The 24,114-nt window shown below is 63.7% G+C and carries 26 protein-coding genes and 1 pseudogene; all 27 read right to left on the bottom strand.

What is annotated here, in order from left to right:
* A pseudogene (locus BN1134_RS00135) lies at positions 1-362 on the bottom strand (flagellar M-ring protein FliF); the annotation flags it as partial.
* 9 nt (positions 363-371) lie between these two features.
* Positions 372-698, bottom strand: a complete 327-nt coding sequence (gene fliE / locus BN1134_RS00130; protein ID WP_084214651.1) for a flagellar hook-basal body complex protein FliE — start codon at positions 696-698, stop codon at positions 372-374.
* 12 nt (positions 699-710) lie between these two features.
* Positions 711-1,955 carry a sigma-54-dependent transcriptional regulator gene (locus tag BN1134_RS00125; protein ID WP_042044514.1) on the bottom strand — a complete coding sequence of 415 codons (1,245 nt, stop codon included), beginning with the start codon at positions 1,953-1,955 and terminating at the stop codon, positions 711-713.
* A gap of 550 nt (positions 1,956-2,505) precedes the next feature.
* On the bottom strand, positions 2,506-4,581 hold the full coding sequence (gene lfhA, locus BN1134_RS00120; RefSeq protein ID WP_042044513.1) for a lateral flagellar biosynthesis protein LfhA: 2,076 nt from the start codon (positions 4,579-4,581) through the stop codon (positions 2,506-2,508).
* Positions 4,582-4,584: 3 nt separating this feature from the next.
* On the bottom strand, positions 4,585-5,718 hold the full coding sequence (flhB, locus tag BN1134_RS00115) for a flagellar biosynthesis protein FlhB (protein WP_042044512.1): 1,134 nt from the start codon (positions 5,716-5,718) through the stop codon (positions 4,585-4,587).
* Positions 5,715-6,497: a lateral flagellar biosynthetic protein LfiR gene (gene lfiR / locus BN1134_RS00110; RefSeq protein WP_042044511.1), complete on the bottom strand. Its 783-nt coding sequence runs from the start codon at positions 6,495-6,497 to the stop codon at positions 5,715-5,717. Before lfiR ends, flhB begins: the two co-directional genes overlap by 4 nt.
* Positions 6,494-6,763, bottom strand: coding sequence for a flagellar biosynthesis protein FliQ (gene fliQ / locus BN1134_RS00105; protein WP_042044510.1), 270 nt, complete (start codon positions 6,761-6,763; stop codon positions 6,494-6,496). Before fliQ ends, lfiR begins: the two co-directional genes overlap by 4 nt.
* Before the next feature lies 1 nt (position 6,764).
* Entirely contained in the window at positions 6,765-7,496 is a 732-nt protein-coding gene (gene fliP / locus BN1134_RS00100; RefSeq protein WP_042044508.1) for a flagellar type III secretion system pore protein FliP, read from the bottom strand.
* Complete coding sequence (lfiN, locus tag BN1134_RS00095; RefSeq protein ID WP_042044507.1) at positions 7,496-7,873, bottom strand: lateral flagellar motor switch protein LfiN; 378 nt, start codon at positions 7,871-7,873, stop codon at positions 7,496-7,498. The genes fliP and lfiN overlap by 1 nt, the downstream gene beginning before the upstream one ends.
* Positions 7,874-7,877: 4 nt before the next feature.
* A complete protein-coding gene (locus BN1134_RS00090; RefSeq protein WP_198133119.1) occupies positions 7,878-8,744 on the bottom strand; it encodes a FliM/FliN family flagellar motor C-terminal domain-containing protein in 867 nt (288 codons plus the stop codon).
* Positions 8,745-8,875: 131 nt separating this feature from the next.
* On the bottom strand, positions 8,876-9,463 hold the full coding sequence (locus tag BN1134_RS00085) for an ATP-binding cassette domain-containing protein (RefSeq protein WP_042044506.1): 588 nt from the start codon (positions 9,461-9,463) through the stop codon (positions 8,876-8,878).
* The gene (locus BN1134_RS00080) at positions 9,457-10,239 is read right to left on the bottom strand and encodes an ATP-binding cassette domain-containing protein (RefSeq protein ID WP_042044505.1); all 783 of its coding nucleotides are present in this window, start codon (positions 10,237-10,239) and stop codon (positions 9,457-9,459) included. Before BN1134_RS00080 ends, BN1134_RS00085 begins: the two co-directional genes overlap by 7 nt.
* The gene (locus BN1134_RS00075; protein WP_042044503.1) at positions 10,239-11,042 is read right to left on the bottom strand and encodes an ABC transporter permease; all 804 of its coding nucleotides are present in this window, start codon (positions 11,040-11,042) and stop codon (positions 10,239-10,241) included. The genes BN1134_RS00080 and BN1134_RS00075 overlap by 1 nt, the downstream gene beginning before the upstream one ends.
* On the bottom strand, positions 11,032-11,988 hold the full coding sequence (locus BN1134_RS00070; protein WP_042044502.1) for an ABC transporter permease: 957 nt from the start codon (positions 11,986-11,988) through the stop codon (positions 11,032-11,034). The genes BN1134_RS00075 and BN1134_RS00070 overlap by 11 nt, the downstream gene beginning before the upstream one ends.
* 13 nt (positions 11,989-12,001) lie before the next feature.
* Positions 12,002-13,561, bottom strand: coding sequence for an ABC transporter substrate-binding protein (locus BN1134_RS00065; RefSeq protein WP_042044501.1), 1,560 nt, complete (start codon positions 13,559-13,561; stop codon positions 12,002-12,004).
* A 28-nt stretch (positions 13,562-13,589) separates the two neighbouring features.
* Positions 13,590-14,069: a [NiFe]-hydrogenase assembly chaperone HybE gene (hybE, locus tag BN1134_RS00060; RefSeq protein ID WP_042044500.1), complete on the bottom strand. Its 480-nt coding sequence runs from the start codon at positions 14,067-14,069 to the stop codon at positions 13,590-13,592.
* Positions 14,066-14,578, bottom strand: a complete 513-nt coding sequence (locus tag BN1134_RS00055) for a HyaD/HybD family hydrogenase maturation endopeptidase (RefSeq protein WP_232300567.1) — start codon at positions 14,576-14,578, stop codon at positions 14,066-14,068. Before BN1134_RS00055 ends, hybE begins: the two co-directional genes overlap by 4 nt.
* Positions 14,578-16,281, bottom strand: a complete 1,704-nt coding sequence (gene hybC / locus BN1134_RS00050; protein WP_042044499.1) for a hydrogenase 2 large subunit — start codon at positions 16,279-16,281, stop codon at positions 14,578-14,580. The genes BN1134_RS00055 and hybC overlap by 1 nt, the downstream gene beginning before the upstream one ends.
* Entirely contained in the window at positions 16,278-17,474 is a 1,197-nt protein-coding gene (hybB, locus tag BN1134_RS00045) for a Ni/Fe-hydrogenase cytochrome b subunit (protein WP_042044498.1), read from the bottom strand. Before hybB ends, hybC begins: the two co-directional genes overlap by 4 nt.
* A complete protein-coding gene (gene hybA / locus BN1134_RS00040; RefSeq protein ID WP_042044497.1) occupies positions 17,461-18,471 on the bottom strand; it encodes a hydrogenase 2 operon protein HybA in 1,011 nt (336 codons plus the stop codon). Before hybA ends, hybB begins: the two co-directional genes overlap by 14 nt.
* Positions 18,472-18,473: 2 nt before the next feature.
* Complete coding sequence (gene hybO, locus BN1134_RS00035) at positions 18,474-19,619, bottom strand: hydrogenase 2 small subunit (protein ID WP_042044496.1); 1,146 nt, start codon at positions 19,617-19,619, stop codon at positions 18,474-18,476.
* A 447-nt stretch (positions 19,620-20,066) separates the two neighbouring features.
* The gene (gene hypB, locus BN1134_RS00030) at positions 20,067-21,023 is read right to left on the bottom strand and encodes a hydrogenase nickel incorporation protein HypB (RefSeq protein ID WP_042044495.1); all 957 of its coding nucleotides are present in this window, start codon (positions 21,021-21,023) and stop codon (positions 20,067-20,069) included.
* Positions 21,024-21,025: 2 nt separating this feature from the next.
* Positions 21,026-21,367, bottom strand: a complete 342-nt coding sequence (gene hypA / locus BN1134_RS00025) for a hydrogenase maturation nickel metallochaperone HypA (protein ID WP_042044494.1) — start codon at positions 21,365-21,367, stop codon at positions 21,026-21,028.
* Positions 21,368-21,376: 9 nt separating this feature from the next.
* On the bottom strand, positions 21,377-22,369 hold the full coding sequence (hypE, locus tag BN1134_RS00020) for a hydrogenase expression/formation protein HypE (protein ID WP_042044493.1): 993 nt from the start codon (positions 22,367-22,369) through the stop codon (positions 21,377-21,379).
* The gene (gene hypD, locus BN1134_RS00015; protein ID WP_042044492.1) at positions 22,356-23,477 is read right to left on the bottom strand and encodes a hydrogenase formation protein HypD; all 1,122 of its coding nucleotides are present in this window, start codon (positions 23,475-23,477) and stop codon (positions 22,356-22,358) included. Before hypD ends, hypE begins: the two co-directional genes overlap by 14 nt.
* Positions 23,471-23,728, bottom strand: a complete 258-nt coding sequence (locus BN1134_RS00010) for a HypC/HybG/HupF family hydrogenase formation chaperone (RefSeq protein ID WP_042044491.1) — start codon at positions 23,726-23,728, stop codon at positions 23,471-23,473. Before BN1134_RS00010 ends, hypD begins: the two co-directional genes overlap by 7 nt.
* A gap of 11 nt (positions 23,729-23,739) precedes the next feature.
* Positions 23,740-24,114: Kae1-like domain-containing protein (locus tag BN1134_RS19870; protein WP_042044490.1), on the bottom strand; the 375-nt coding region annotated here is incomplete at its 5' end.

Raw genomic sequence — 24,114 nt, 5'->3', positions numbered from 1 at the left:
TTTGCGCGCTGATCAACACCACGGGCAGCCAGTGCCATCCGCACCTGAGCCAGCTGGCTCTCAGGAACCAGCACCTGTCCTGAGCTCTTTTCCAGGCGGAACGGGATCTGCTCTTTTTCCAGCAGCTCCATGATATTGGCCGTGTCGTAGAGCTCCTGCTTACCGTACAGGGGAACGTAGTTATGGCTGGAGGTCCACAGGATCACCACTATGGTGCCGGCGACAATCGCCGCCAGCAGGGCAATCGCCAGTACCGACTTGTTGTCGCTAGAGAGGCGACGCCACTTTTTAAGACCCGTCTCGAGGCGCTGGCGTAAATCAGGGCCAGTCGCCGTCGTGGGATTAGTTACCAGTTCACTCATCCCTTATCCTTACAGCGACATACGCATGACTTCATCAAATCCGGTCATCAACTTATTGCGCACCTGCATCAGGGCTGAAAAGCTGAGACTCGCCTTCTGGCTAGCCACCATGGCGCCCACCAAATCATCACTCTGTCCGGCATCAACGGCCGACATCATGCTAGAGGCCAAGTTCTGCTGAGAGTTAACTTGATTGACCACATTACGCATGGCATCTCCGAAGGAGACACTCTCCCCAGCGGCCGGCATGATCTCCTGAGGCTGAGCAGCGATGCGCTGCATCTCCTGCATCCGATTCATCAGGGTTACTTGGGAGGTCATCATCTCGATCTTCAAGCGATCTATTCCTTACTGTTGAATCTGCTGTTCAATGTCGATGCCCTGCTCACGCATGGCCGCCAGCTTGTAACGCAATGCCCGCGTCGTCATGCCGAGCGCTTCCGCCGTGCGGGTGCGATGGCCGTTGCAACGTCGCAGCGTCTCCAGCACAAAGCGAAATTCCGCTTGGCGCCGCGAATCAGAGAGGCATTCCGCCTCGGGCGAACAGGAGACATCTTGTGGGGGAAGCGAGCCGGGCAGCATCAGGTCGACGGCTTGGATATGCAAACCACGCGCCATAACCAATGCCCTTTGAATGACATTTTCTAATTCACGTACATTGCCGGGCCAGGGATGGGCTTGCAGGTGGGCCTCAGCGTCTGCGCTGAAGCGATAGCCCTGTTGCTGGGCGTATCTATCCAAAAAGAAGCGGGCCAGCGGCAAGATATCATCCGGGCGATCACGCAATGCGGGCCAAGAGAGCGGCAGCACATCGAGTCGGTAGAAGAGATCTTCCCGAAACTCACCACACGCCACCTGCTCACGCAGATCACGGTTGCTGGCCGCGATGATACGCACGTCGAGCGGGATCAAGCGATGGCTGCCAAGGCGCTCCACCTCTTTCTCCTGCAACACCCGCAGCAACTTGGCCTGCAACGTGAGGGGAAGCTCTGAGATTTCATCGAGCAGCAGAGTGCCACCGTTTGCCATCTCAAATTTACCCGGCTGGGCCACCACGGCGCCGGTAAAGGCCCCTTTGGCGTGACCAAACAGGATCGACTCGAGCATGGATTCGGGGATGGCCGCACAGTTAATCGCCACGAACGGCTTATCAGAGCGCTCAGACATGTCATGGATGTAGCGAGCCAGGCGTTCTTTACCTGTCCCCGATTCCCCACTGATCAGGACTGAGGCCGACGTTTTGGCGGCACGGCGCGCCAGCTGCAACACCTGCTTGCTGACTTGGGAAACAGACACCAGGTTGTGGGTGGCCTGACCAAGGCGCAGCGCACTCAGGATGGCGTCGCTCAACTGGCGGGCGCTAAAGGGTTTAATGACGTAGTCAATGGCGCCGCAGCGCATGGCATCAGCTGCCTGCTCACCCTGAAGCTCGTTGATGACAACCAGCACCAGACCTTCGCCTGCGGCGGCGACCAGGGTCGCGATTTCTCGGCAGGAGTAGGGGGGCTGACGATCAAGATCGAGCAGAACCAGATCACATGTGTTGGTGGCCAGCCAAGCCAATCCCTGTTCCAGGGAGGAGCAAGCGGTCACCTCGCAGGAAAGCGGAGAAGAAGCGCCGTGTCGGGCAAAGGAAACATCAGCCTCTGCACCGATCCACAGCAGACGTGAAGCCACCGGACACGGGATCTCTTCCGTGCCGGTTGCCCAGACTTGTGTGCAACCAGACATAAATCAAACACCCCAACGAGTATGGAAACCGAGGAGTGGACGCAATAAACAAGAACAACATCTGCATGAATCAAACTAGCTTCATACGGAGTTAATTCGTTATTGACATACCCACTATCATGGTGTCACCCAACACCCTTGAACTGGAGGTTTTGCGTCCTGTCGATTCAATCCAGTCTGCCTTTACTCACGGAACAACCTGTCATGCGGTTCAGCGAGGATTCAGATTTAAATATTTTGATTAAAGGTTATTTTTAAGTTTAAAACCTTACTTACATGTCTTTTTTCGACATCTTATGCTGCTAATGATAGATGACTTTTTAAGATTTTCAAGCACCCATTAGGAAATTTTAATTCCGTTTTAAGGAAAATCGTTTTCTAAACTTCCGCATTTAAAGCTAAATTTCCGCATTTAACCCAGAGTTCCGACTACTTCCACCCTCAGCTCTTCTGGAATTTCATTGTAGGAAAGCACTTTTAGACCACGGCTGAACGAACGTGCATATCGTGCCAGCAAAGGGCGCAACTGGGGCATGACCACCAGGACAGGTGCGTGACCCTGCTGCTGCAACTGCTCTTTTACCAACGGCATATTCTGCTGCAACTGGGACAGCAGCTGAGGATCGATGGGGAAGCTATCCAGGGCCGTTTTTCCCTGTTGCTGGGATTGGTTCAACGCGGTCAGCAAGGTCTGCTCTAACCGCTCATCCAGGGTGAAGGTGGCCAGTACGTCGCGATTACCGATGGCTTGGCGCACCAACTGACGCTTCAGCGCACAGCGCACATCAGAGGCCAACAACACCGGGTCCTTGGTGATCTCGCTCGAGTCGAGCAGGGTGGTGGCAATGGTACGAATATCGGTCAGGCTCACCTGCTCGCGCAGCAGTTGGCGATAGACCCGCAGCTGCTGCATCTGGGTCAGGGCCAGGTTGAGCTCCTCCCCGAGACGAGGCGACTGGCTCGACAAGTACTGACCCAATTTGCCGACCTCATCGTGACCGAACAACTCATCCAGATGCTCACGCAGCAGTTTGCTGAGGTGGGTGGCCACCACGGTCGCCGCATCCACCACCGAGTAACCCAGGTTGAGCGCCTTCGCCTTGAGTTCAGGTGAAATCCACACCGCCTCCATGCCAAAGGCCGGATCGCGGGTCAGCTCACCATCCAGGCTGCCATAAGTCTCACCACTGCTGATCGCCATCAGCCGCTGGCAATCCACCTGGCCAGAGGCCAGCGGCACGCCACCGAGCAAAATGCGGTACTGCTCCGGCTGCAATTGCAGGTTGTCACGCACCCGCACCTCGGGCAGCAGGAAACCGAGCTGCTCGGAGAGGGTTTTACGAATACCGCGCACCCGCGCCAGCAATTCAGCCCCCTTTTCCTGCTCCGCCAGCGACACCAGTCGATAGCCCAGTTCGATGGCGACCGTATCGAGCGCCGGCAGATCCTGCCACTCCAACCCCTGCGGCTCGCGCAGATCCATCTGTCTGGAGATCTGCTCCGCCGCCTCCAGTTCAGGGACGTCCGGTTTACGCTGGCTCACTCGCCAGCCACTCCAGGCCAGCGCTGCCGCAAAGCTGAGGAAGGCCAGGGTCGGCATGCCGGGCACCAGGCCCAGGATGGTCATGATGGCGGCACCGGTATAGATGACCCGTGGGGAGGCCAGCAGCTGCTGCCCCACCTGATCGGTCATCTCCCCCTCATCGTTAACCCGGGTCACGATAATGGCCGCGGCGGTCGACATCAGCAGCGAGGGGATCTGGGCGACCAAACCATCACCAATGGTCAGCAGGGCATAACGTTGGAATGCCTCCGCCACTGGCAAGGCATGCTGGAAGATACCGATGGCAAGACCACCGATCAGGTTGATGATGAGCACCAACAGGCCGGCGATGGCATCGCCGCGCACAAACTTGGAGGCACCATCCATCGCGCCGTAGAAGTCAGCTTCACGGGCGATCTCCTGGCGGCGCAGACGCGCCTGGTTCTGATCGAGCAAACCGGCGTTGAGATCCGCATCGATAGCCATCTGCTTGCCCGGCAAGGCATCCAGGGTAAAGCGGGCCGAGACCTCGGAGATCCGCTCTCCCCCCTTGGTGATGACCACGAAGTTGATGATCATCAGGATGATAAAGACCACCAGACCAACGACGTAGTTACCGCCTATCACCACCTCACCAAAGGCCTGGATCACCTTACCGACGGCATCACTGCCCTCATGGCCGTTGAGCAATACCACCCGGGTGGAGGCCACGTTGAGCGACAGTCGCATCAAGGTGGCCACCAGCAGCACGGTGGGGAAGATGGAGAAGTCGAGCGGCTTTTTGGCCGACACGGACACCAGCAACACCAGTACCGCCAGCACGATGTTGAACGTAAACAGGGCATCGAGCAGCCAGCCCGGTAGCGGCAAGATCATCATGGCCAAGATGGCCAGCAGCATCACGGGGATGCCGATGTAAGATTGGGTCAATACACGCCAGTTCACGGATTACCTCTCAGGTTGACGCAGTTCGGGCGGAACATGGAGCGGGGCCAGCGGGGCCGGTCGCCGGCCACGGCCGGCTTGGTAGGCCTGTAGCTGCAGCACATGGTTGAGGACATAGGCGACGGCGGTATAGAGCCCGGCCGGCACCTCTTGGTCGATACGAGTCGAGTGATAAATGGCCCGGGTCAGCTCGGGCAAGGCCATGATGGTCTTGTCATGCAGCTGCCCCACTTCGCGGATACGTGCCGCCATGGCATCGATCCCTTTCGCCACCACATAAGGGGCGTTGGCCTTGTCGGGGTCATAACGCAACGCCACCGCATAGTGGGTCGGGTTGGTGATGATCACATCCGCTTGAGGCACCCGCTGATCAATACGCGCCCGCGACATCATGTTCTGTAACTGACGAATGCGGGCCTTTACTTCGGGTTTACCCTCGGAGTTGCGGTACTCATCCTTGACCTCCTGCTTGGTCATCCGCAGTTGCTTGAGCAGCGACCAACGCTGGTAGGGCACGTCGATAACGGCAACCAGCATCTGCACCGACCCCAGCGCAATAAACGCTTGAGCCAGGATCTGCAACGCCTGCTCCATGGCGGCAGAGGGAGGCATGCGATTCATCATCAGCAGCGTCCCCCAGTGGTGCTGCAACAGCAGCGCCAACGTGCCGCCCAGCAGCGATATCTTCAGCATCGACTTGAGCAGCTCCATCAAGCTGCGAGAGGAAAACATCCGCTTGAGGCCAGAGATGGGGTTGAGCTTGCTCCCCTTTGGCATCAAGTTTTTCCATACGAAGATCATGCCGCCAGGCACCACGCCGAGAATGAGCATCAGCAGCCCCAAGGCGACAAATAGCGGCAATAAAATCAATATCATGCCGAAAAGTGCATCACCGAGCGCCTGCATCATCATTTCAGGATTGTTGCGCAGCCAGTCGAATCGAATCGGTTGATTGATCAAGGCACCAAAAAAGCGTCCAAAGCCTGGCACCATCCACTGGATCAGCATACCGCCTATCACCAGAAGTCCTGCCGAGCCCAGTTCACGGGAACGGGCGATCTGCCCGTCTTTGCGGGCCTTGCGGAGTTTCTGGGGCGACGCCTGTTCGGTCTTGTCCTGAGCGCTATTTTTACTCATCGCATGACCAGCCCAGTCAACTGGTCCAGCACATGGGTCACCAGATCGAGATAACGATCAGGCACACCACTGACCGAGATAGAGAGCGTCAACAGACCCAGCAACAGGGTCATGGGAAAACCCAGGGAGAACACATTGAGTGAAGGTGCCGAGCGGTTCATCACGCCAAAGGTGAGGTTCACCATCAACATGGCAATCACCACCGGCAGCGCCAGGATCAGGGCGGCGCCGATGCACCAGCCAAACAACCCCACCACGCCCATGAGATCGAGCCGGTAGAGCGACGCGCCAGGAGGCCAGGCCTGAAAACTGCGCACCAATATGTCGAGCACGGCCAGATGGCCATCAATACCGAGAAACAACAAGGTGCAGAAGATCAGCATCAACTGGCTGATCAGAGGGGCCGAGTCGCCATTTTGGGGATCATTCATGACCGCCATCGCCAAGCCCATCTGCATGGCCAAAATCTGCCCCGTCGTCGTCATCACCGCAAACAGCAGTTGCACCGTCAGGCCAAACAACAGACCGAAGACAATCTGCTCGATCGTCACGACGATCGCCTCTAGCGAAAAGGGATCAAACGCCGGCATGTTTTTCATCATGGGGGCCATGCCAAGGCTGATGGTGAAGGCTAGAAATAGCCGCACCATCGGAGTCACCCGCCCATCGCCATAGATAGGCAACATCCAGAAAGTGGCGGCAAGGCGCGCAAACGGCCACCACCACTGTCCCAACCAGGCTGTCAACTCGGCACTGCTAACGGTAACCAGGGCACTCATCCAATCATGCCCGGCACTTTTTGGAAGATGTCGTGAAACAAGGCAGCAAGCTGCGCCACCAGCCAGTGGCCGGTGAAGATCAAGGTCAGCAGGGTCACAATCAGACGAGGCAGAAAACTCAAGGTCTGCTCCTGGATCTGAGTGGCCGCCTGGAAGATGCTGACCATCAGCCCCACCAGCAGGCCAGGCACCACCAGCACGCTGACCATCATGACCACCAGATTGACCGCTCCTCCCAGAAGAGACACGCTTTGCTCTGGCGTCATATCAACCTCCGCTGAAACTGGCGGCCAAGGTGCCCACCGTCATGGCCCAGCCATCCACCAGTACAAAGACCATCAACTTAAACGGCAGCGAGATGATGAGCGGCGAGAGCATCATCATCCCCATTGCCATCAACACGCTCGCCACCACCAGATCGATCACCAGAAAGGGAATAAACAGCATGAAGCCAATCTGGAAGGCGGTGTTGAGTTCACTGAGCACATAGGCCGGAACAAGAAGCCCAAATGGCACCTCTTCTTTCGGCAGAGAGGTCGACTCACCACCAATGCGCAGCATCTGCTCCAGATCCTGCTCACGGGTCTGCGCCAGCATGAAATGGCGAAGAGGAACTTCAGCCTTTCCCAGTGCCTGCGGAAGTGTAATTTCCTCCCGGTCGAAAGGCTGGAAAGCATTCTGATAAATATCGGTCCACACGGGACGCATGATCACGACCGTCAGGATCAAGCTGATCCCGAGGAGAACCCGGTTAGGGGGATTCTGCTGTAACCCCAATGCCTGCCGCAGGATCGCCAACACTATGATGATGCGAGTAAAACTGGTCATCATCAGCAGCAAGGTCGGCAATAGGCCGAGCAGGGTCATCAAGAGCAGGATCTGCATCTTGATGTTGTACTCTTCCGATCCGCTGGCGCCAGGCGTCATCGACAGCAGCGGGATCTCCGCTCCCCAGGCGGGCAAACCGATAAGGAGCAGTAGCGGCAGTACTCTTTTCATCAGTGTTCCAAATTGCTCAACATGCCAGCGTCAAGCACCTCAACCAGCCGCAGGCCGTACTTACCGTTGACGACCACCACCTCACCACGCGCCAGCAGTCTGCCGTTCACCCGCACGTCGAGCGCCTCGCCCGCCATCTTATCGAGCTCAATCACGCTACCGCTCTCGGCCTGCATCAGATCGCCAAGCGAGATCTCGGCACTCGCTACCTCCAGCGTCACCTTGACCGGGATATGGCGGAAAAACGAGAGATCGCGGGGCTTGGCAGCGAGCGGGGCCATACTTTCCTGCGGTGCAGAAAACGGCTCCTGCCCTTCGTCGAAGAGCTGATCCAGTCCGTCAAACTCCAGGAAATTCTGGTTCTGTTCCTGACTCATTCAATCACTCCTCTTCCACCGTATTAATTTGAAAAACTAAATTGCCTGCCTGCTCGGCGACACGCCCACGCAAACAGACCTTGGTACCAATAAGTGCAGGGGCCGACTCGTTCAGATCGAGGGCAAGCACCTCCCCCACCTGTAACTGCTCCAACTCAGCAAGGGTCATTTGCATCTGAGACAGAACCACTCGCAGACGTACTGGGGTATAAGGCAAAGATGTATGCAATTTGCCCGCCAGTTTGTTTTCGGCGTCCGACTCCCCCTCCTCGACACAGGGAGGCCGCCACCACATATTCCACCCCTGATGATGGCCAGACAGAGTCAAATCGGCCTCGCTGTGCCATAACGGGCCGGCGTCATCCAACGCCGGCGGCGCGCAGGTTTCAAGCTCCCATCCCATGTCGCCCCAGCCCAGCGCAGAGGACATATTCTCCAGCTGATAGCGACACAGACGCAGGAACAGACGCAGCTCCGAGTCACTCGGACTCTTGCTCACCACCACCTGCGCACCGGGCTGCAAACTCCCGCCGAAGAACAGGATCGCCATCCGGTAAAGATGGGCGGGGGTGATGGCAAACCAGGCCTGCACCGCCTCTAAGGTACTGGCTCGCGCCTGGACCCAAAGCCTTTCCCCTTCGGGTAAACCGGGCTGCGCCACAGCAAAAGGCGGCAGGGATAATTCACAGTCAGAGCTGTGAAACAGCTGGGAGAGGCAGGTCGATACCTGGGCCGCCACACCGCCGAGGCTGACGTTAAAGAGTCGCAGCTGAATCTGGTCAGCTTGCTCAGCACCCAACAGGTCATAGGTTGGCAGAGTTCTGCCCACCTGAGCCGGGATGAGCGCCGATTTGACGAGAGAGGATGGCATGGAGAGAGAATCCTGATCAGGGATGAGAGACAGCGGGTATCTCATCCGATAAATGTAAACCATGTGCATTGACACAGCATGCTAATTATCTCCATGCATGCATCGCGCCAATTTTGCTTTAAGAGAAAAAATCACCATTTCAATCTGCGGGTCGCCACTTGCTCCAGCAGGGCCTGCTGATGGCTGAAGATGATCATCGCCAGTCCCCGCTCGCGGCACAACCGCACCAGGTGCTGCCAGATAGCGAGCTGGATGGCCGGATCGAGCTGGGCGGTCACCTCGTCGGCGATCAGCACCCGGGTGCGCGGGTCGAGGGCGCGCAGCAGGGCGATGCGCGCCAACTCGCCCCCCGAGAGGGCGTGCGGGCGGCGCCGCAGCCACTCGGGATCGATCCGGCAAGCGACGAGATCCGCCGCCGTAGGCTGCCAGGCATCGTACAGCGCCGCCCCCGTGCTGCGGTAAGGGTTGAAGGTGAGCTCGGGGTGCTGGGGCACCAGCTGTACCGGGCAGTAGCCGCTCGCCGGCAGCGGAGCCCCCTGCCAGAGGATGTGGCCGCAACTGGGCGCCAGCCAACCAGCCAGCACCCGGCCCAGGGTCGTCTTGCCATGACCGCTGGGGGCAGCGATAGCGAGCCGCTCACCGGGGGCCAGGGTGAAATCGAGCCCCTGCCACAAAGTGCGCTCGCCCTGGCGCACGCTCACCCCCTGCACCTTCAGCACGAGAGCGCCTCCCAGCCACGCTGCTCTGGCAGCGCCTGCCAGTGGGCGCGCAGCGGGGCGCTCCCCTCCCCCCGGCGCAGCGCCTCTACCGCCAGGGTGTCGCTCACCCGCCCCTGATGCAGTGCCACCACCCGGTCGGCAAAACGGGCTGCCAGCGCCAGATCGTGGGTCACCCAGAGCACGCCACAACCTTGGGCAGCGAGGCCGCGCAGCTGGGCCAGCAGCAGGCTGGCCGCCGCCTCGTCGAGCCAGGCGGTCACCTCGTCGGCCAAGATCAGGCGGGCATTCGACAGCGCTGCGTGGCAGGCCAAGATCCGCTTGGCCATGCCGCCGGAGAGCTGGCGCGGGTAGAGATCGAGGGCCGCGGCGGGCAAGGCCAGCCGGGCGAATTGCGCCTCGAGGGCGGCTCGCTCTCCCCGCCAGCCACCGAGGCGCAAGCCACGGGTCAGCTGCCCCTCGACGCGCAGCAAGGGGTTGAGGGCCCCCACCCCCTGCGGCACGTAGCCTATCTCGCGCCCACGCAGCTGCCGGCTGCGCTGCCAGTCGAGCGGGGCCCCGGCGAAGCGCAGCGCCCCCTCCAGCCGCAGATTGGCGGGCAGCAGATCGAGGGCGGCCAGCAGTAGCAGGCTCTTGCCCTCGCCGCTGCCACCGACCAGCGCCACCACCTCGCCGGGGGCAACCGTCAGCGACACCTCGCGCAGCAGGGGGCGCCACTTGCGCCGGCCAAACCAGCGGTAGTGGGCCGCCGCTATGGATACCCGTTCCAGCTCCAGCATCACGACTCCAGCAACAGGGTGCGCACCGAGCGGGCGCACTGATCAAACAGCAAAACCAGTCCCAACAGCAGCAGACCGGGGAAGAGGGCCAGCCACCAGGCGCCGGCATTGAGGTAGCGCAGCGCCTCGGCCAGCATCAGGCCGAGTGAGGGCTCGTGGGGGGCCAGTCCGAAGCCGAGAAAGCTCAGCGCCGCGCTGTGCAGCACGGCGTGAGGAAACATCAATAGCACCCCGATGAGCCACTGGGGCAGCAGGGCCGGCAACAGGTGGCGCCGCCAGCACTGCCACCGGGTGAGCCCGATGCGCCGCGATAGTCGCAGATAGTCGCTCTCGGCCACCCTGGCCGCCTCGGCCCCGAGCAGCAGAGCCAGCCGTGGCCAGTGGGTGAGGGCGATCGCCAGGATCACCGCCTGACGCCCGCCCCCAGCGGCAAAGCCGATGAGGATGAGCAGCAGCAGGTGCGGCATGGCGAGCAGGCTGTCGGTCAGCAGCGCGGCCAGTTGAGCCCCGCGCCGCCCCAGCCGGCCGAGGGCGGCCACCGCCAATGCCAGCGCGCCACTGAGCAGGGCGGCGCCGAGGCCAGTCTGCAAGCAGCTCAAGGCTCCCTGCACGCAGCGCCGCCAAAGATCGCGCCCCAGGTAGTCGGTGCCAAACCAGTGGGCCCATGAGGGGGGCTGATAACGCAAGGCCAGATTGAGGGGCAGATCGCCGCTGCCGAGCACGAGGCCGTAGCCGGCGAGCAGGGCCAGCAGCAGTGTGGCCAGCAGCAGGCGGCCCATGGCCGGGCGTGGATCACGCAACATGGGGCAGCGCCAACGGCCGGTTGAGGCGGTGCAGCAGCCAGCCGGCCAACTGGTTGCCGGCAAACACCAGCAGGGTGCACAGCAGCACCACCGCCATCAGTAGCGGGATGTCGCCGCGCAGCCCGGCATCCACGCTCGCCTGGCCGAGCCCTGGGTAGGCAAACACCTTCTCGGCCAGCAAGGAGCCGCCGATAAACTCGCCAAACGAGGCAAACTGCAAGCACAGGGCGGGGCCGAGGGCGTGGCGCAGCACGTGGCCACGCAGCAGCGACCAGCCGCCGTCCCCCTGGGCGCGGGCATAGAGCACGAACTCGCTTGCGAGCACCTCTACCACCCGCTCACGGGTGTGCATGGCGACGTTGCCCATGCCGATCAGGCTGAGCGAGAGCAGCGGCAGGATCAGGTGGCGCAGCCGCTCGGTGAAGGTGGCCTGCTCAGCCTCGAGCCCGGCCGGCCAGGCGCAGCAGACCGGCAGCACAGGCCACGCCACGGCCAGCAGCGCCAGCAGTAGCAGGGCCACCCAGAAGGTGGGCAGGCAGGCCATCAGGTAGATGAGCCGGCGCAGCAGGCGATCCGGCCAGCGGCCGTGATAGCGGCCGGCCAGAAGGCCAAGAGCCACCCCGCCCAGCCCGGAGAGCAGCCACGCCCCTGCCAGCAGGCCGAGCGAGGTGGGCAGTCGCTCGGCGATCACCTGCCGCACCGGCGCGTTATAGAGAGAGGAGTAGCCCCACTCCCCCTGCAACGCCTGACCAGCCCAGCGGGCAAAGCGCAGCCAGAGCGGCTGATCCAGCCCCCAGCGCCGGGCGATCAGCGCCTGCTGGGCCGGCGGCACGTGCAGCAGATCATTGCCGATATAGGCCCGCACCGGATCGACCGGCGAGAAACAGAGCAGCAGATAGGTGCCCGCCGCCACCACGGTCAGCAGCAGACAGAGCCGCAGCAGCAGGCTGCCCCCCCCCTCATCGGCAGGTCCAGCGCCAGGTCGGCAGGTTGCTCAGCAGCGACCAGCTGCCGTGGATCTCGGGCTGGGTCTTGCCCAGATCCAGGCAGGGGTTGGCCAGATAGGTGTGGCGGATGTTGAGCAGCCAGGCCCAGACGGCATCGCCGCGAAAGCCCGCCCCCTCGGCGCCGTCCCACTCCACCTGTTGCCAGTGGTGCTCGGCACTGGCCGGATCGGGGGCGGCCAGTGCCTGGGCGAGGTGGCGATCGACCGCCGCGTTGGCGTAGTAGCCGGGGTTGTAGTAGCCCACCCCGCGCGCCCGTGAGCCGTAGTGGTGCAGCAGCTCGCTCGGGTCCAGGCTGCCCCAGCCAAACAGCACGGGGTTGGCGTGCATCTCCCGCTCGACCCGCTCCCAACTGCCGGATTGCAGTTGCAGCTCGATGCCAAGCGGCGCCAGCAGGGCGCGCAGCGCCAGGGCGAGATCGCGCCGCGACGTGTCACCGCTGGCGTACCAGAGGGTGAGCGCGGCGCGCACGTCCCCCTTCACCCGGATGCCATCTTCACCCACCCGCCAGCCGGCCTGCTCCAGCAGCGCCTTGGCCCCCGCAAGGTCGCCATCCTTAAACCGGCTCCCCTCCCCCTGCCAGGGCAGCCCCTCGACCGCGCTGTAGGCCGGCGTGGCATGGCCGTCGAACAGCTGCTCGGCGAGCAGGGCGCGATCCAGCGCCAGGTTGATGGCGCGGCGAACAGACACATCGGCGCTGACGTCGTTGCCCACCGGATACCCCTGACCATCGCGGCGCCCGGCGCGCACCACGGGGAACATGATGCCGCGGTTCTCGACGCTCGGCCGCTCAAGCAGGGTCAAACCGGCCGGCACCCGCCCCACCTGGTTGGGGGAGACCCGCACCAGATCGGCTTGCCCGGCCATGGCGGCCGCCACCGCTGCCTCCTCGTCGAGGAACAGAAACACCAACCGGCCGAAGTCGTTGGCCTGGCCGGCGTAGTAGGGGTTGGCCTCCACCACCAGCTGCTGGCCCGGCTGGAAGCTCACCAGCCGGTACGGCCCCGCGCTCACCGGATGGCGGGCATAACGGCGCGGATCATAGGCCTTGGCCGAGACGATGCCGAGGGAGCCGAGCACCTGGTTGAAGGTGCTCTGCGGCGCCGACAGGGTCAGGGTCAGGTGGCGCGCATCCTCGGCGCGCGCCGCGACGAAGTGCCCCATGTCGAGCTTGCCCCCCTCCCTGGCCGCCCGGTTATAGGTGAAGGCCACGTCCTCGGCGCCCAGGGGCGAGCCGTCGCTAAAGCGCAGCCCGGCCTTGAGGGTCACCCGCCACGCCAGCCCGTCCTGGCTCCGACTGACCGACTCGGCGAGCAGCGGCTGCCAGCTCAGATCCGGCGCCTGTTGCAACAAGGTGCCCTGCAACAGCAGGTTGCTGCCGTGGCTCCAGCCGAGCAGGGGATCAAACCCCTCGTCGGGCTCGGCGCCGATGGCCAGGGTCAGGGTTCGCGGGGGGGCCGCCGCGGCATTGCCAGATAGACAGAACAAGGCGGCCAGCACAAGAGCGCGATACATGACGATCTCCAGAGTGATGAAACGAAGGCTAGCCACAGCGCGGTGCAAACAGGGAGCGGCGGGCCGGGTCGCGCGGAGCGTCCGGATCGCGCACCGGCAGCGTGGTCACCAGCCGGCTGAGATCGAGCGCCAGCTGCTGCGCCTGCTCACCACTCATGCCGGGGGTCGGCGGCGAGAGCAGCGAGCAGGAGAGGTACTGGCCTATCCCCTCCAGCTCGCTCACCACAAAGGTGGCGTGGCCAAACTGGAGCGCCAGCCCCAGCCGCTCGCCCAGGGTGCGGCGCGGCCAGGCGCTGCCCGGCAGCAGCAGCAGGCTGAGGGTCCATGGGGTCAGCATCACGCCGAGCCACTCCCCCTCGAAGCGGGCAAAGCCGACCGCCTTGATGGGGATCTGCTCCTGATAGAAGGGGAGCGTGTGCATCTCCCCCGCCGCCACGGCGCTAAACGCCGCCTCCAGCCGGGCCGCCGGGTTCTCGTCAAACCCGCGCACCTCATCCTGCCCGCTCATGGATTGCCCTCCCTGGGGGTGACGCCGATGCCGCTCTCGGCCAGGGCGGCCACCAACTGCGCCACCGCCGTATCGAGACTCCCCGCCACCACCTCGCTCAGGCCGATGGCCGGCGCGACCGAGTGGGGCACCACCCCGACCAGGGTGAGCCGAGTGGGAAACTCGCTGGTCAGGTGCAAGGCGCTCAGCACGTCGGCCAGCCCCAGCTGGTGCGGCGAGATCTTGCGACCAAACAGGGCCGGCACCTCGCCATCGCGCAGGATCACCACGCTGCCGGGAGCCGCTCCGGTGAGCACCGCATCGGCCACGATGAGGTGCTCGCGCCCGGCCATGTCGCCGATGAGTTCCATGCCGCAGGTGCCGCCGTCGAGCAGGTCAACCCCAGGCGGCAGCTCGTAGCGCTCGGCCAGTGCCTCGATGGCGCGCACTCCGACCGCCTCATCGCTGAGCAGCAGGTTGCCGATCCCCAGCACCAACACAGGGCTCGGCGCCTTCTCCATCAGCCCCATCACAGCACCTTCACCTGGGTCACCGGCTCGCCACGGGTGTCGACGATGTGTACCGCGCAGGACATGCAGGGATCGAATGAGTGGATGGTGCGCACCACCTCGAGCGGCTTGCTCGCGTCGGCCACTGGGGTGCCCACCAGCGCCGCCTCGTAGGGGCCGGGGTCATCCTGGTAGTTGCGCGGCCTCGAGTTCCAGGTGGAGGGCACCACGGCCTGGTAGTTCTCAATCTTGCCATCTTCGATGACGATCCAGTGGGAGAGCATGCCGCGCGGCGCCTCTTCGAAGCCAACCCCCTGGATGCGCCCCTTGGCCGGGATGTCCGGCTTGACGTAGGCAACCGTGTCCCCCTTGCCGATGTTGTCAATCAGCGCCTGCCACTGCTGGGCCAAGGTGTCTTTCATCACGGCGCAGCGCACCGCGCGGGCGATGACCCGCCCCAGGGTGGAGGGGAGATCGGCCGGCGCCACGCTACGGCCACTGACGCGCTGGTAGAGGCCAAGCAGGGTATTGAGGTGGCGTTTGGTGCCCTCGTGGCCGGCGGCCAGCATGCACAGCACGTTGGCCAGCGGCCCCACCTCGACCGTCTCGCCGTAGAAGGTGGGCGCCTTGACCCAGGAGTACTTGCCCTCCTCCTGCCAGCCGGTGTAGTTAGGCTCAGTGGTGCCCTCCCACGGCTTTTGCGGCTGGTCGTCCTGATACCAGGCGTGCTTGCTGCTCTCCTCGATGCCGTCGATGAGGAAGGCATCGTCATGGCGGTTGATGGGGCGGAAGGTGCTCAGATCGCCGTTGCGGATATAACCGCCCGGCAGCAGGAAGCTGCCCCCCTTGCCGTCGGTCGGCAGCTCGGGCACCGACAGGAAGTGGGTGACGCCCCGTCCCATCTGCAACCACTCGGGGTAGAAGCTGGCGATGATGGCCGCATCCGGCAGGTAGACCTGATCGATGAAGCCGTTGAGGCGATCGATGAAGGTCTTGAGGTACATCAAGCGCTCCATGTTGAGCACGCCGATGCCATCGAGGTTGATGGGGTTGGCCACGCCGCCCACCGCCAGGTTCTGGATGTGCGGGCTCTTGCCGCCGAGCAGGGCCACCACGCGGCTGGCATCGCGCTGATATTCAAGCGCCTGCAAGTAGTGGGCGACCGCGATGAGGTTCACCTCGGGCGGCAGCTTCATGGCCGGGTGGCCCCAGTAGCCGTTGGCGAAGATGCCGAGCTGGCCGCTGTCGACCAGGGCGCGGATCTTGGCCTGCACCCGGGTGAACTCGTCGGCGTTGTTGAGCGGCCAGTCGGAGAGCCCCTGCACCATGCCGGCCGCCTTGGCCGGATCGGCCTTGAGGGCTGAGGTGATGTCGACCCAGTCGAGGGCCGAGAGCTGGTAGAAGTGCACCACGTGGTCGTGAACATTGCTGGCCGCCACTATGATGTTGCGGATGTACTGGGCGTTGACCGGCACGTCGAGCTTGAGGGCGCTCTCGACCGCCCGCACCGAGCCGATGGCGTGGATGTTGGTGCACACCCCGCAGATGCGCTGCATGATCATCCAGGCATCGCGCGGGTCGCGGCCGCGGACTATCTCCTCCATGCCGCGCCACATGGTGCCCGATGACCATGCCTTGACGACCTTGCCCCCCTCGATTTCGCAGTCAATGCGCAGGTGACCCTCGATGCGGGTGATCGGATCGATGGTGATACGTTGGCTCATTCTTTACCTCGAACGACTTGGTGGCTGGCCTGATAGTCCCGGTCGACACGTTCCAGGGAGGGCAGGACAGGGAAGATGCGGATAAGCAGTATGTAGGCGCACACCTCGACGGCGACGAAGCCGACCGAGATGAGCAGCTCTTCGGCGGTCGGGAAGTAGTGGTACCCCTCCCCCGGATTGAAGGCGATCAGCGAGTAGTTGAGACGCCACAGCGCCGCCCCGAGCAGCATGCTGAGGGCGCTGACAAACAGCAGGCGCGAGTCGTTGCGCGAGCGCTCCCAGTGGAAGATCAGCAAGGGGAGGAGCATCAGCCCTATCTCGCACCAGAACAGGATTGAGTAGCGGTCGAAGTTCGACAGCAGCTCGCTCTTGTCGTGGTAGACCAGCTCGCCAAAGCGCAGGGCGATAAACAGGATCAGGAAGACGTCGATCACCTTGGTCAGGCGATAAAAGAGCGACTTCTCGCTCGGCCCGCGCCCGGCCAGCCCCGCCTGCACCAGCGATCCTTCGAACACCACGATGGAAAACCCCATGATGAAGGCGGTCAGCAAGGAGAAGACCGGCAGCAGCTCATAGCTCTGCCACAGGGGGTGGATCTTGTGGCCGGCGGCGATCATCAGCGAGCCCATGGAGGACTGGTGCATGGTGGGCAGCAAGGCCCCCAGCGCAATCACCAGGAACATCACCTTGTTGAGGGTCTTGAGCTGCACCTTCCAGCCGAAGCGCTCCAGCACGGCGGGGGCAAACTCCAGCATCAGCACCCCGATGTAAACCGTCATGCACGCCGCCGTCTCGAACAACACCGAGTTCACGTTGAAGTGGCCGGGGATGTAGAAGTAGGGCAGGTTCCAGTAACGGCCGACGTCGATGGTGATGGAGAGGCCGCCGAGGGAGTAGCCAAACAGGCTCGCCAGCAGCGCCGGTCGCACCAGGGGGTGGTACTCGCCACGGTTGAAGACGTAGACCGCCCAGGCCAGCGCCCAGCCGCCGCAGGCAAAGCCGGTGCCGATGAGCAGGTCAAACGAGATCCACAGCCCCCAGGGGTAGCCGCCGTTCAGATCCGCTACCGAGCCGATGCCGAGCACCAGCCGCTTGAGGATGATGAGGCCGCACAGCACCACGAAGGGGGCGAAGAAGAGCACCGGCCAGCTGAGCAGGCGCCCGCCGAGGGGCTTGGCATCAACGTGAGCCATGGTTGTCCTCCTTGTCATGCTTGTCGTGCGCATCGTGATCCTGGCTGTCATGCCCCTTGGTGTGGCGGCGGGTCAGGATCGCTAGGCCGGCGAAGGCCGCGAGCGGCAGCACCATCCCCTTGTAGAGGGTGTGCTGCACCGTCTCGGAGCGCGATCCGGTGGAGACGGGGTCGAGATCCGGCAGGTTGAGCTTGGCGTAGGGCACTGCCGCCAGCGTCAGCACCTGGGTGCCGCCCCCCTCCTTCTCGCCGTAGACGTAGGGCTGGTAGTGGGGCACCGCTTTTTCGTAGCTATCGCCCCCGCCCAGGGTCTGGCGCGGATAGGCATAGGTGTCACCGGGGCGCAGCGCGAGGCGCCGCTTAGCCTCGGCCAGCAACGCCTCGCGGGTGCCGAAGATGACGGCGCCGGTCGGGCACACCTCGACACAGCCCGGCAACTCACCTTTGTTAAGGCGTTCCAGCCCCGCCTGGTTGCACAGCTCGCACTTGCGGATCTGGCCGAAGGGGTTGTCGTACTCGAACTTGGGCACGTTGTAGGGGCAGCCCACCATGCAGTAACGGCAGCCGGTACAGACGCTCGGGTCGTAGTGGACTATGCCGGTCTTGGGGTCCTTTCGCAGCGCCTGCACCGGGCAGACCGAGACACAGTTGGGATCGACGCAGTGCATGCACTGCTTCTTGATGTAGGCGTAGCCGTTGTCGAGGCGATCCTTGTGCTTGCCCTCCCCGCTCTGCCACACCTGAATGATGTTGTTGGTAAAGGGGGCGAGCTTGTCGTTGTTGGACCAGGTCTGCTCCCCGGCGGGGTTCACCGCCAGGCTGTTGACCTGCTGGCACTTGCTCACGCACGCCTGGCACCCCACGCAGAGGGTGGAGTCATAGAGCATGCCGAGGGCCCCCGGGATCGGCGTCTTGGTCGGCCGCGCCTGCACGCAGGGGGAGAGGGTGGTGGCGATCACGCCGCCCGCCGTGTACTTGAGAAACTGTCGTCTATCCACGCTCACTCCTCCCGATCACGGGAAGCCATCAGATGAGCCTCGGCGTCCCTCTTCTCACGCTGCTGGCGACCCAGCTCGCGCACCGTCATCAGGCTCACCCCGCCCACCAGGCCGGCCACGCCGCCCAGCAGGGCCGTGGCGGTAGGGGTGATGCTGCCCCCCTGGCGGCTGTTGAGATCGGGCTTCTCGGCCCGCGGGGTCGGATTCTCCACGTTGGCGAGCTGATGGATCCCCTTGGTAAAGCCCACCCCCTGCTCGTTGCAGCCGTAGCAGGGGTGGCCGATGCCGACCGGCCAGATGCCGCCGCCGATGTCGCAGAACTCCAGGGTCGAGCAGTTGCCGTGGGTCTCCGGCCCCTTGCAGCCGAGGTGGTAGAGGCACCAGCCATTGCGGTGCCCCTCGTCGCCAAACGCCTTGGCGAAGCGACCGGCGTCGAAGTGGGGACGGCGCTCGCAGTGTTCGTGGATGAGGCGGCCATAGGCGAACAGGGGGCGCCCCTGCGCATCCAGAGCGGGCGCCCAGTTGAAGGTAAGAAGGTGGGCCACGGTGGCGAGGAAGTTGTGCGGATTGGGGGGGCAGCCGGGGATGTTGATCACCGGCTTACCGCCAAGGGCCTCCGATAGGCTGCCCGCCCCGGTCGGGTTGCCACCGGTCACCGGCACGCCGCCCCAGGAGGCGCAGGAGCCGATGGCGATGATGGCCGCCGCCCCTGCGGCCGCCTCGCGGATGTGCTCGACGATCGGCTTGCCCGCCACCATGCAGTAGATGCCGCCATCCTTAAGCGGAATGGAGCCGTCCACCACCAGCACGTAACGCCCTTGGTAGCGCGCCATCGCCCGGTGCTTGTTCTCCTCCACCTGCTGGCCGAAGGCGGCCGAGAGCACCTCGTGGTACTCAAGCGAAATGGTGTCGAGCACCAGGTTCTCCAGGGTGGGGTGGGTGGCCCGCAGCAGGGACTCGGTGCAACCGGTGCACTCCTGGGCGCCAATCCAGATGACGGGAGGGCGCTGCGGCGCGCTCAGGGCCGCCGCCACCTGCTCGGCCGCGCCGATTGGCAGGCCGGCGGTGGCCGCCAACCCGGCGCAGAATTTCATGAAGTCACGACGGCTCACACCCAATCGGGTGAGCAATGAATCATTATTATCCATTATTGTCACTTCGCTTTTTTCGTGGAGGAAGTTCAAGAAACTAAGGTGATGAATGATGGCTTCATCTTTTTATTGTTATTAGTGTGGCAAATAAAAACCAGACACACTGTGATGTTAATCATGGAAAGTCACCCAGACCATGACAAATATCTCAGCGCTCAACCACCTGATAAAAACAACATTACACAGAACGAATAACACATTTAAAAACAATAGATTAAATACAAACCCCTCCCGCCAACCCTGAACTTGGCGGGATAAAAACAGAATTAAACCGGCACCAAAATTCTTTTTCTGAAAATAAAAACCAGTGCTGTGGCTTTAATATTAATGTCACATCATTCGACATCCATGCGAATAATAGCCGGCAAATGTTAATACATGGATACACTCCCCTTTTGAATAGCGTGCCAGGCATGCCGAAAACGGCATGCCTCATCATTCCATTTACATTTTCGCCAGCCACGCGAGCCAGGCATCCATCCCCTCGCCGCTGCTGGCGGAGAGTTGCAACACCTGGATGGCCGGATTGACGCGACGGGCATTCTCGATGCAGCGCGCCACGTCGAACTGCACATAGGGCAGCAGATCGGTCTTGTTGATGATCATCAGGCTGGCGGCGGCAAACATGTCGGGGTACTTGAGGGGCTTCTCCTCCCCCTCGGTGACCGAGAGCACCGCCACCTTGGCCCGCTCGCCGAGATCAAACCCGGCCGGGCAGACCAGGTTGCCGACGTTCTCGATGAAGATGATGCCGCCCTGGGCCAGCTCGAGGCGATGACAGGCGTCGTGGATCATCTGGGCATCCAGGTGGCACCCCTTGCCGGTGTTGATCTGCACCGCAGCCACGCCGGTGGCGCGGATCCGCTCAGCATCGCTGCTGGTCTGCTGATCCCCCTCGATGACGGCGCACGGGCGGTGGCCCGCCAGACGGCGCAGGGTCTCACACAGCAGGGTGGTCTTGCCCGAGCCCGGGCTCGACACCAGGTTCAGCACCAGCTGGCCGGCGGCGGCGAAGTGCTCCCGATTGTGCTCGGCCAGCCGGTTGTTCTTGTCGAGCACGTCGCGCTCGACCGCGATCAGGGAGCGCTGGCTCATGCCGGGCATCGAGACGCCGGCCGCCCCGCGCCCGTAGTGCAGCTCCAACCCCTGCGGGTGGCCGTGCTCGTGGTCATGCCCGTGCTCATGCCCGTGCTCGTGCTCGTGCTCGTGCTCGTGCTCGTGGTGATGATGCCCATGGGTATGCGAATGGCCATGCTCTACCGGCGCACCATGGTAGTGATGATGCACATCCCCCTGGTGGTGGTAGTGGTGATGGTGGTGGATCACCACCCTGGCCGGCTCGTGGTCATGGTGCTCGGCGTCGGCCACCCTGGCCTCGCCGCAACCGCAGACAGTACACATGTTCAGGCTACCTCTATGTTGGTGACGCGCAGGCTGTCGCCCTGGGCGACCCGCAGCTGAAAACCCCCGCACTGCGGGCAGGATTGCCCGCGCTGCTCGAGGGTGACGGTGAGATGGCACTCATAGCACCAGGCTTCGGCCCCCTTGTGCTCGATGTGCAGCCGGGCTCCCTCGGCCGGGGTGGCGCGGGCGGCGGCCTCGAAACAGAAGGCGATGGTGTCGGCCTCGACGCAGGAGAGGCGCCCCACCTCGAGCCACACCCCGGTGACCTTGCTAAAGCCCTGCCGGGTGGCGGTCTCGACCACCAGGTCGATCGTGCTCATGGCCAGCGACATTTCGTGCATGGTGACTCCTTAGCAGATACGCGGCAGCAGCTCGCCGGCCGGCAGCTCTAGGTAGCGGCGGCTGCCCCACGGCGAGGTGAGCACCACCTTGCCGGGATGATCGGCCACCGCCTCGCCGATGCAAGCCGCCTGCGCATTGAAGCGCAGCAGCACCGCCTCGGCGGCGGGAGCCTGCTCGGCCGCCACCGCCAGGATCAGGGTGCCCTCGTTGGCCAGATCGAACGGCTCGAAGCCGTACAGCTCGCACAGGCCGCGCACCGGATCGCTGACCGGGATCGCCGCCTCGGCGAGGGCCAGCCCAACCTGGGAGCCGGTCGCCCATTCGTTGAGCACCGCCGAGAGGCCGCCACGGGTGGCATCGCGCAGGGCGTGGGGGACTATCCCCTCGGCCAGCAGCGCCTCCACCAGCGGCCACAAGGTGGCGCAGTCGCTCTTGAGATCCGAGCCCAGTTGCAGCCCGTCGCGCGCCATCAGGATGCAGGCGCCGTGGCGCCCCACGTCGCGCGACACCAAGATGGCATCCCCAGCCTGCACGGCGCCGGCCGAGATGCCGGGGCAGCGCACGCTCCCCACCCCGCTGGTGGTGATGAAGAGGCCGTCGGCCGCCCCGCGCGGCACCACCTTGGTGTCGCCACAGACGATGCGGGCCCCGCTGACCGCCAACTCGTCGGCCATGGAGCGCACTATCTGCGCCAGCTCGTCGAGAGCAAACCCCTCCTCGATGATGAAGCTACAGGCCAGGTACTCGGGGCGGGCCCCCATCATGGCCAGATCGTTGACCGTGCCGGCGATGGCCAGCTTGCCGATATCCCCACCGAGGAAGCGCAGCGGCGAGATGGTGAAGCCGTCGGTGGTGAAGGCAAGCGGCCCCACCATCGCCAGCACGGCGGCATCCTCGCCGCGCAGCAGGATCTCGTTGCCAAAGTGGTGAAAGAAGAGATCGCGGATCAGCCGGTTCATCTGTACGCCGCCACCGCCGTGACTGAGTTCAATGGTCTTCATTAAGCCCCCGGTAACGGTAATAGGCATTGCAGGCCCCCTCTGAGCTGACCATGCAGCTCCCCATGGGGCGGCTCGGATCGCAGCCGCGGCCAAACACCCGGCAGTCGCTCGGCTTGGCCAGCCCGCGCAGTATGTCGGCGCACTGGCACGCCTTGTGATCCTCGATCGGGCTCTGATCGAGCGCGAAGCGGCGCTCGGCATCGCGGTGGGCAAACTCGTCGCGCAGCCGAAGGGCCGAGGCGGGAATATCCCCCAGCCCGCGCCAACGAAAGTGCTCGCGCAGCTCGAAATAGCGCGCCACCAGCTCGCGGGCCAGCCGATTGCCCTCGGCGGTCACGGCGCGGCGGTACTGCACCTCGAGATCGCAGCGTCCCGCCACCCGCTGGCGCACCAGCATCAGCAGCGCCTCCATCACGTCGACCGGCTCGAAGCCGCTCACCACCAGTGGCAGGCGGTAGCGCTGGACGATGGGGCGGTAGATCTCGGCCCCTGTGATGACGCTGACGTGGGAGGGGCCGATGAAGGCGTTGACCCGGCAGGCGGGCTCGGCCATCACCGCCTCGATGGCCGGTGGCACCAGCACGTGGTTGATGTGCAGCAAGAGGTTATCGATACCGAGGCGCTCCGCCTCGGCCAGCAGCGCCGCACTCATGGGGGTGGTGGTCTCAAAGCCGATGGCGAAGAAGATCACGGTGCGCTGCGGGTTGTCGCGGGCGATGGCGAGGGCATCGAGCGGATCGTAGAGGGGGCTCACGTCGGCGCCGCGCGCCCGGCACTGGGCCAGCGAGCCCCGTGAACCGGGCACCCGGATCATGTCGCCCAGGGTGGTGAGGATGACGCCGGGCTGCTCGGCCAGGGCGATCGCCTGATCGATGCGCTCCTTGGGCATGACGCAGACCGGGCAGCCGGGGCCGTGGATAAACTCCACCTCGGGCGGCAGCAGCTGGGTCAGGCCGAACTTCATGATGGTGTGGGTGTGGCCGCCGCACACCTCCATCACCCGCAGCGGCTCGGGCAGGCGCGGCGCCAGTGCCCGGATCTCGCCGGCCATGGCGCGGATCACCTCGGGCTCGCGAAAGCCGCGGTAGAGATCATCCAGGCTCAGCATGGGGCCACCCCGCTCTCCGCCTCATCGTCGGCGGCCAGCATCTGGCGGTAGTAGGCGAGGCTCTCGGCCGCCTCGTGCTCATCGACCCGGCTCATGACAAACCCCACGTGCAGCAGCACATAGTCGCCGATCGCCAGCGGCTCACCCAGCAGCAGGGTGCTCACCTCGCGGGTCACCCCCAGGGTGTCGACCGTCACCTGCTCCCGCTCCGGATGCAGGGCCACCACCTGGGAGGGGATGGAGAGACACATGCAAAGACTCCTTACTCGTGCGTGAGACCCGGCCGCGCCGCGTCCGGGTGATGAATGGCATACCAGAGCTGACCCGCGGCGATCCCGCCGTCATTGAGGGGCAGGGTCTCGCTCACCAGAAAGGGGGGCGGCAGCCGGGCCGCCACCTGCTCCATCAGCAAGCGGTTTTGAAACACGCCACCGGCCAGCACCAGCGGCAACCCCGGCTCGCGCTCGGCCAGCCGGGCCACCAGATCGGCCAGGGCAGCGATAAAACCGGCGGCCTTCTGCCCCGCCGGGGCGGGCCCAAGCAGTGCCGGTAACAGAGAGGCGGCGTCAAACACCCCCTGCTCATCCAGGGCAAAGGCCATCGGCAGCGGCTCGGCCCCCATGGCCACCCCCTCGAC

This window comes from Aeromonas simiae, from assembly GCF_000820125.1.
Lineage (GTDB): Bacteria > Pseudomonadota > Gammaproteobacteria > Enterobacterales > Aeromonadaceae > Aeromonas > Aeromonas simiae.
This window is presented reverse-complemented; position numbering and strand designations above follow the sequence as displayed.

Excerpts from the sequence above, each read along its gene's own strand:
- lfiR (WP_042044511.1), bottom strand. The coding sequence starts at position 6,497 with ATGAGTGCCCTGGTTACCGTTAGCAGTGCCGAGTTGACAGCCTGGTTG.
- hypE (WP_042044493.1), bottom strand. The coding sequence starts at position 22,369 with ATGAAGACCATTGAACTCAGTCACGGCGGTGGCGGCGTACAGATGAAC.
- BN1134_RS00055 (WP_232300567.1), bottom strand. The coding sequence starts at position 14,578 with ATGGGGCTGATGGAGAAGGCGCCGAGCCCTGTGTTGGTGCTGGGGATC.
- fliQ (WP_042044510.1), bottom strand. The coding sequence starts at position 6,763 with ATGACGCCAGAGCAAAGCGTGTCTCTTCTGGGAGGAGCGGTCAATCTG.
- fliP (WP_042044508.1), bottom strand. The coding sequence starts at position 7,496 with ATGAAAAGAGTACTGCCGCTACTGCTCCTTATCGGTTTGCCCGCCTGG.
- hypD (WP_042044492.1), bottom strand. The coding sequence starts at position 23,477 with ATGCTGAGCCTGGATGATCTCTACCGCGGCTTTCGCGAGCCCGAGGTG.
- BN1134_RS00090 (WP_198133119.1), bottom strand. The coding sequence starts at position 8,744 with ATGCCATCCTCTCTCGTCAAATCGGCGCTCATCCCGGCTCAGGTGGGC.
- BN1134_RS00010 (WP_042044491.1), bottom strand. The coding sequence starts at position 23,728 with ATGTGTCTCTCCATCCCCTCCCAGGTGGTGGCCCTGCATCCGGAGCGG.
- lfiN (WP_042044507.1), bottom strand. The coding sequence starts at position 7,873 with ATGAGTCAGGAACAGAACCAGAATTTCCTGGAGTTTGACGGACTGGAT.
- hypA (WP_042044494.1), bottom strand. The coding sequence starts at position 21,367 with ATGCACGAAATGTCGCTGGCCATGAGCACGATCGACCTGGTGGTCGAG.
- flhB (WP_042044512.1), bottom strand. The coding sequence starts at position 5,718 with ATGAGTAAAAATAGCGCTCAGGACAAGACCGAACAGGCGTCGCCCCAG.
- hybC (WP_042044499.1), bottom strand. The coding sequence starts at position 16,281 with ATGAGCCAACGTATCACCATCGATCCGATCACCCGCATCGAGGGTCAC.
- hypB (WP_042044495.1), bottom strand. The coding sequence starts at position 21,023 with ATGTGTACTGTCTGCGGTTGCGGCGAGGCCAGGGTGGCCGACGCCGAG.
- hybE (WP_042044500.1), bottom strand. The coding sequence starts at position 14,069 with ATGAGCGGGCAGGATGAGGTGCGCGGGTTTGACGAGAACCCGGCGGCC.
- BN1134_RS00075 (WP_042044503.1), bottom strand. The coding sequence starts at position 11,042 with ATGTTGCGTGATCCACGCCCGGCCATGGGCCGCCTGCTGCTGGCCACA.
- hybB (WP_042044498.1), bottom strand. The coding sequence starts at position 17,474 with ATGGCTCACGTTGATGCCAAGCCCCTCGGCGGGCGCCTGCTCAGCTGG.
- BN1134_RS00065 (WP_042044501.1), bottom strand. The coding sequence starts at position 13,561 with ATGTATCGCGCTCTTGTGCTGGCCGCCTTGTTCTGTCTATCTGGCAAT.
- BN1134_RS00080 (WP_042044505.1), bottom strand. The coding sequence starts at position 10,239 with ATGCTGGAGCTGGAACGGGTATCCATAGCGGCGGCCCACTACCGCTGG.
- hybO (WP_042044496.1), bottom strand. The coding sequence starts at position 19,619 with ATGGATAATAATGATTCATTGCTCACCCGATTGGGTGTGAGCCGTCGT.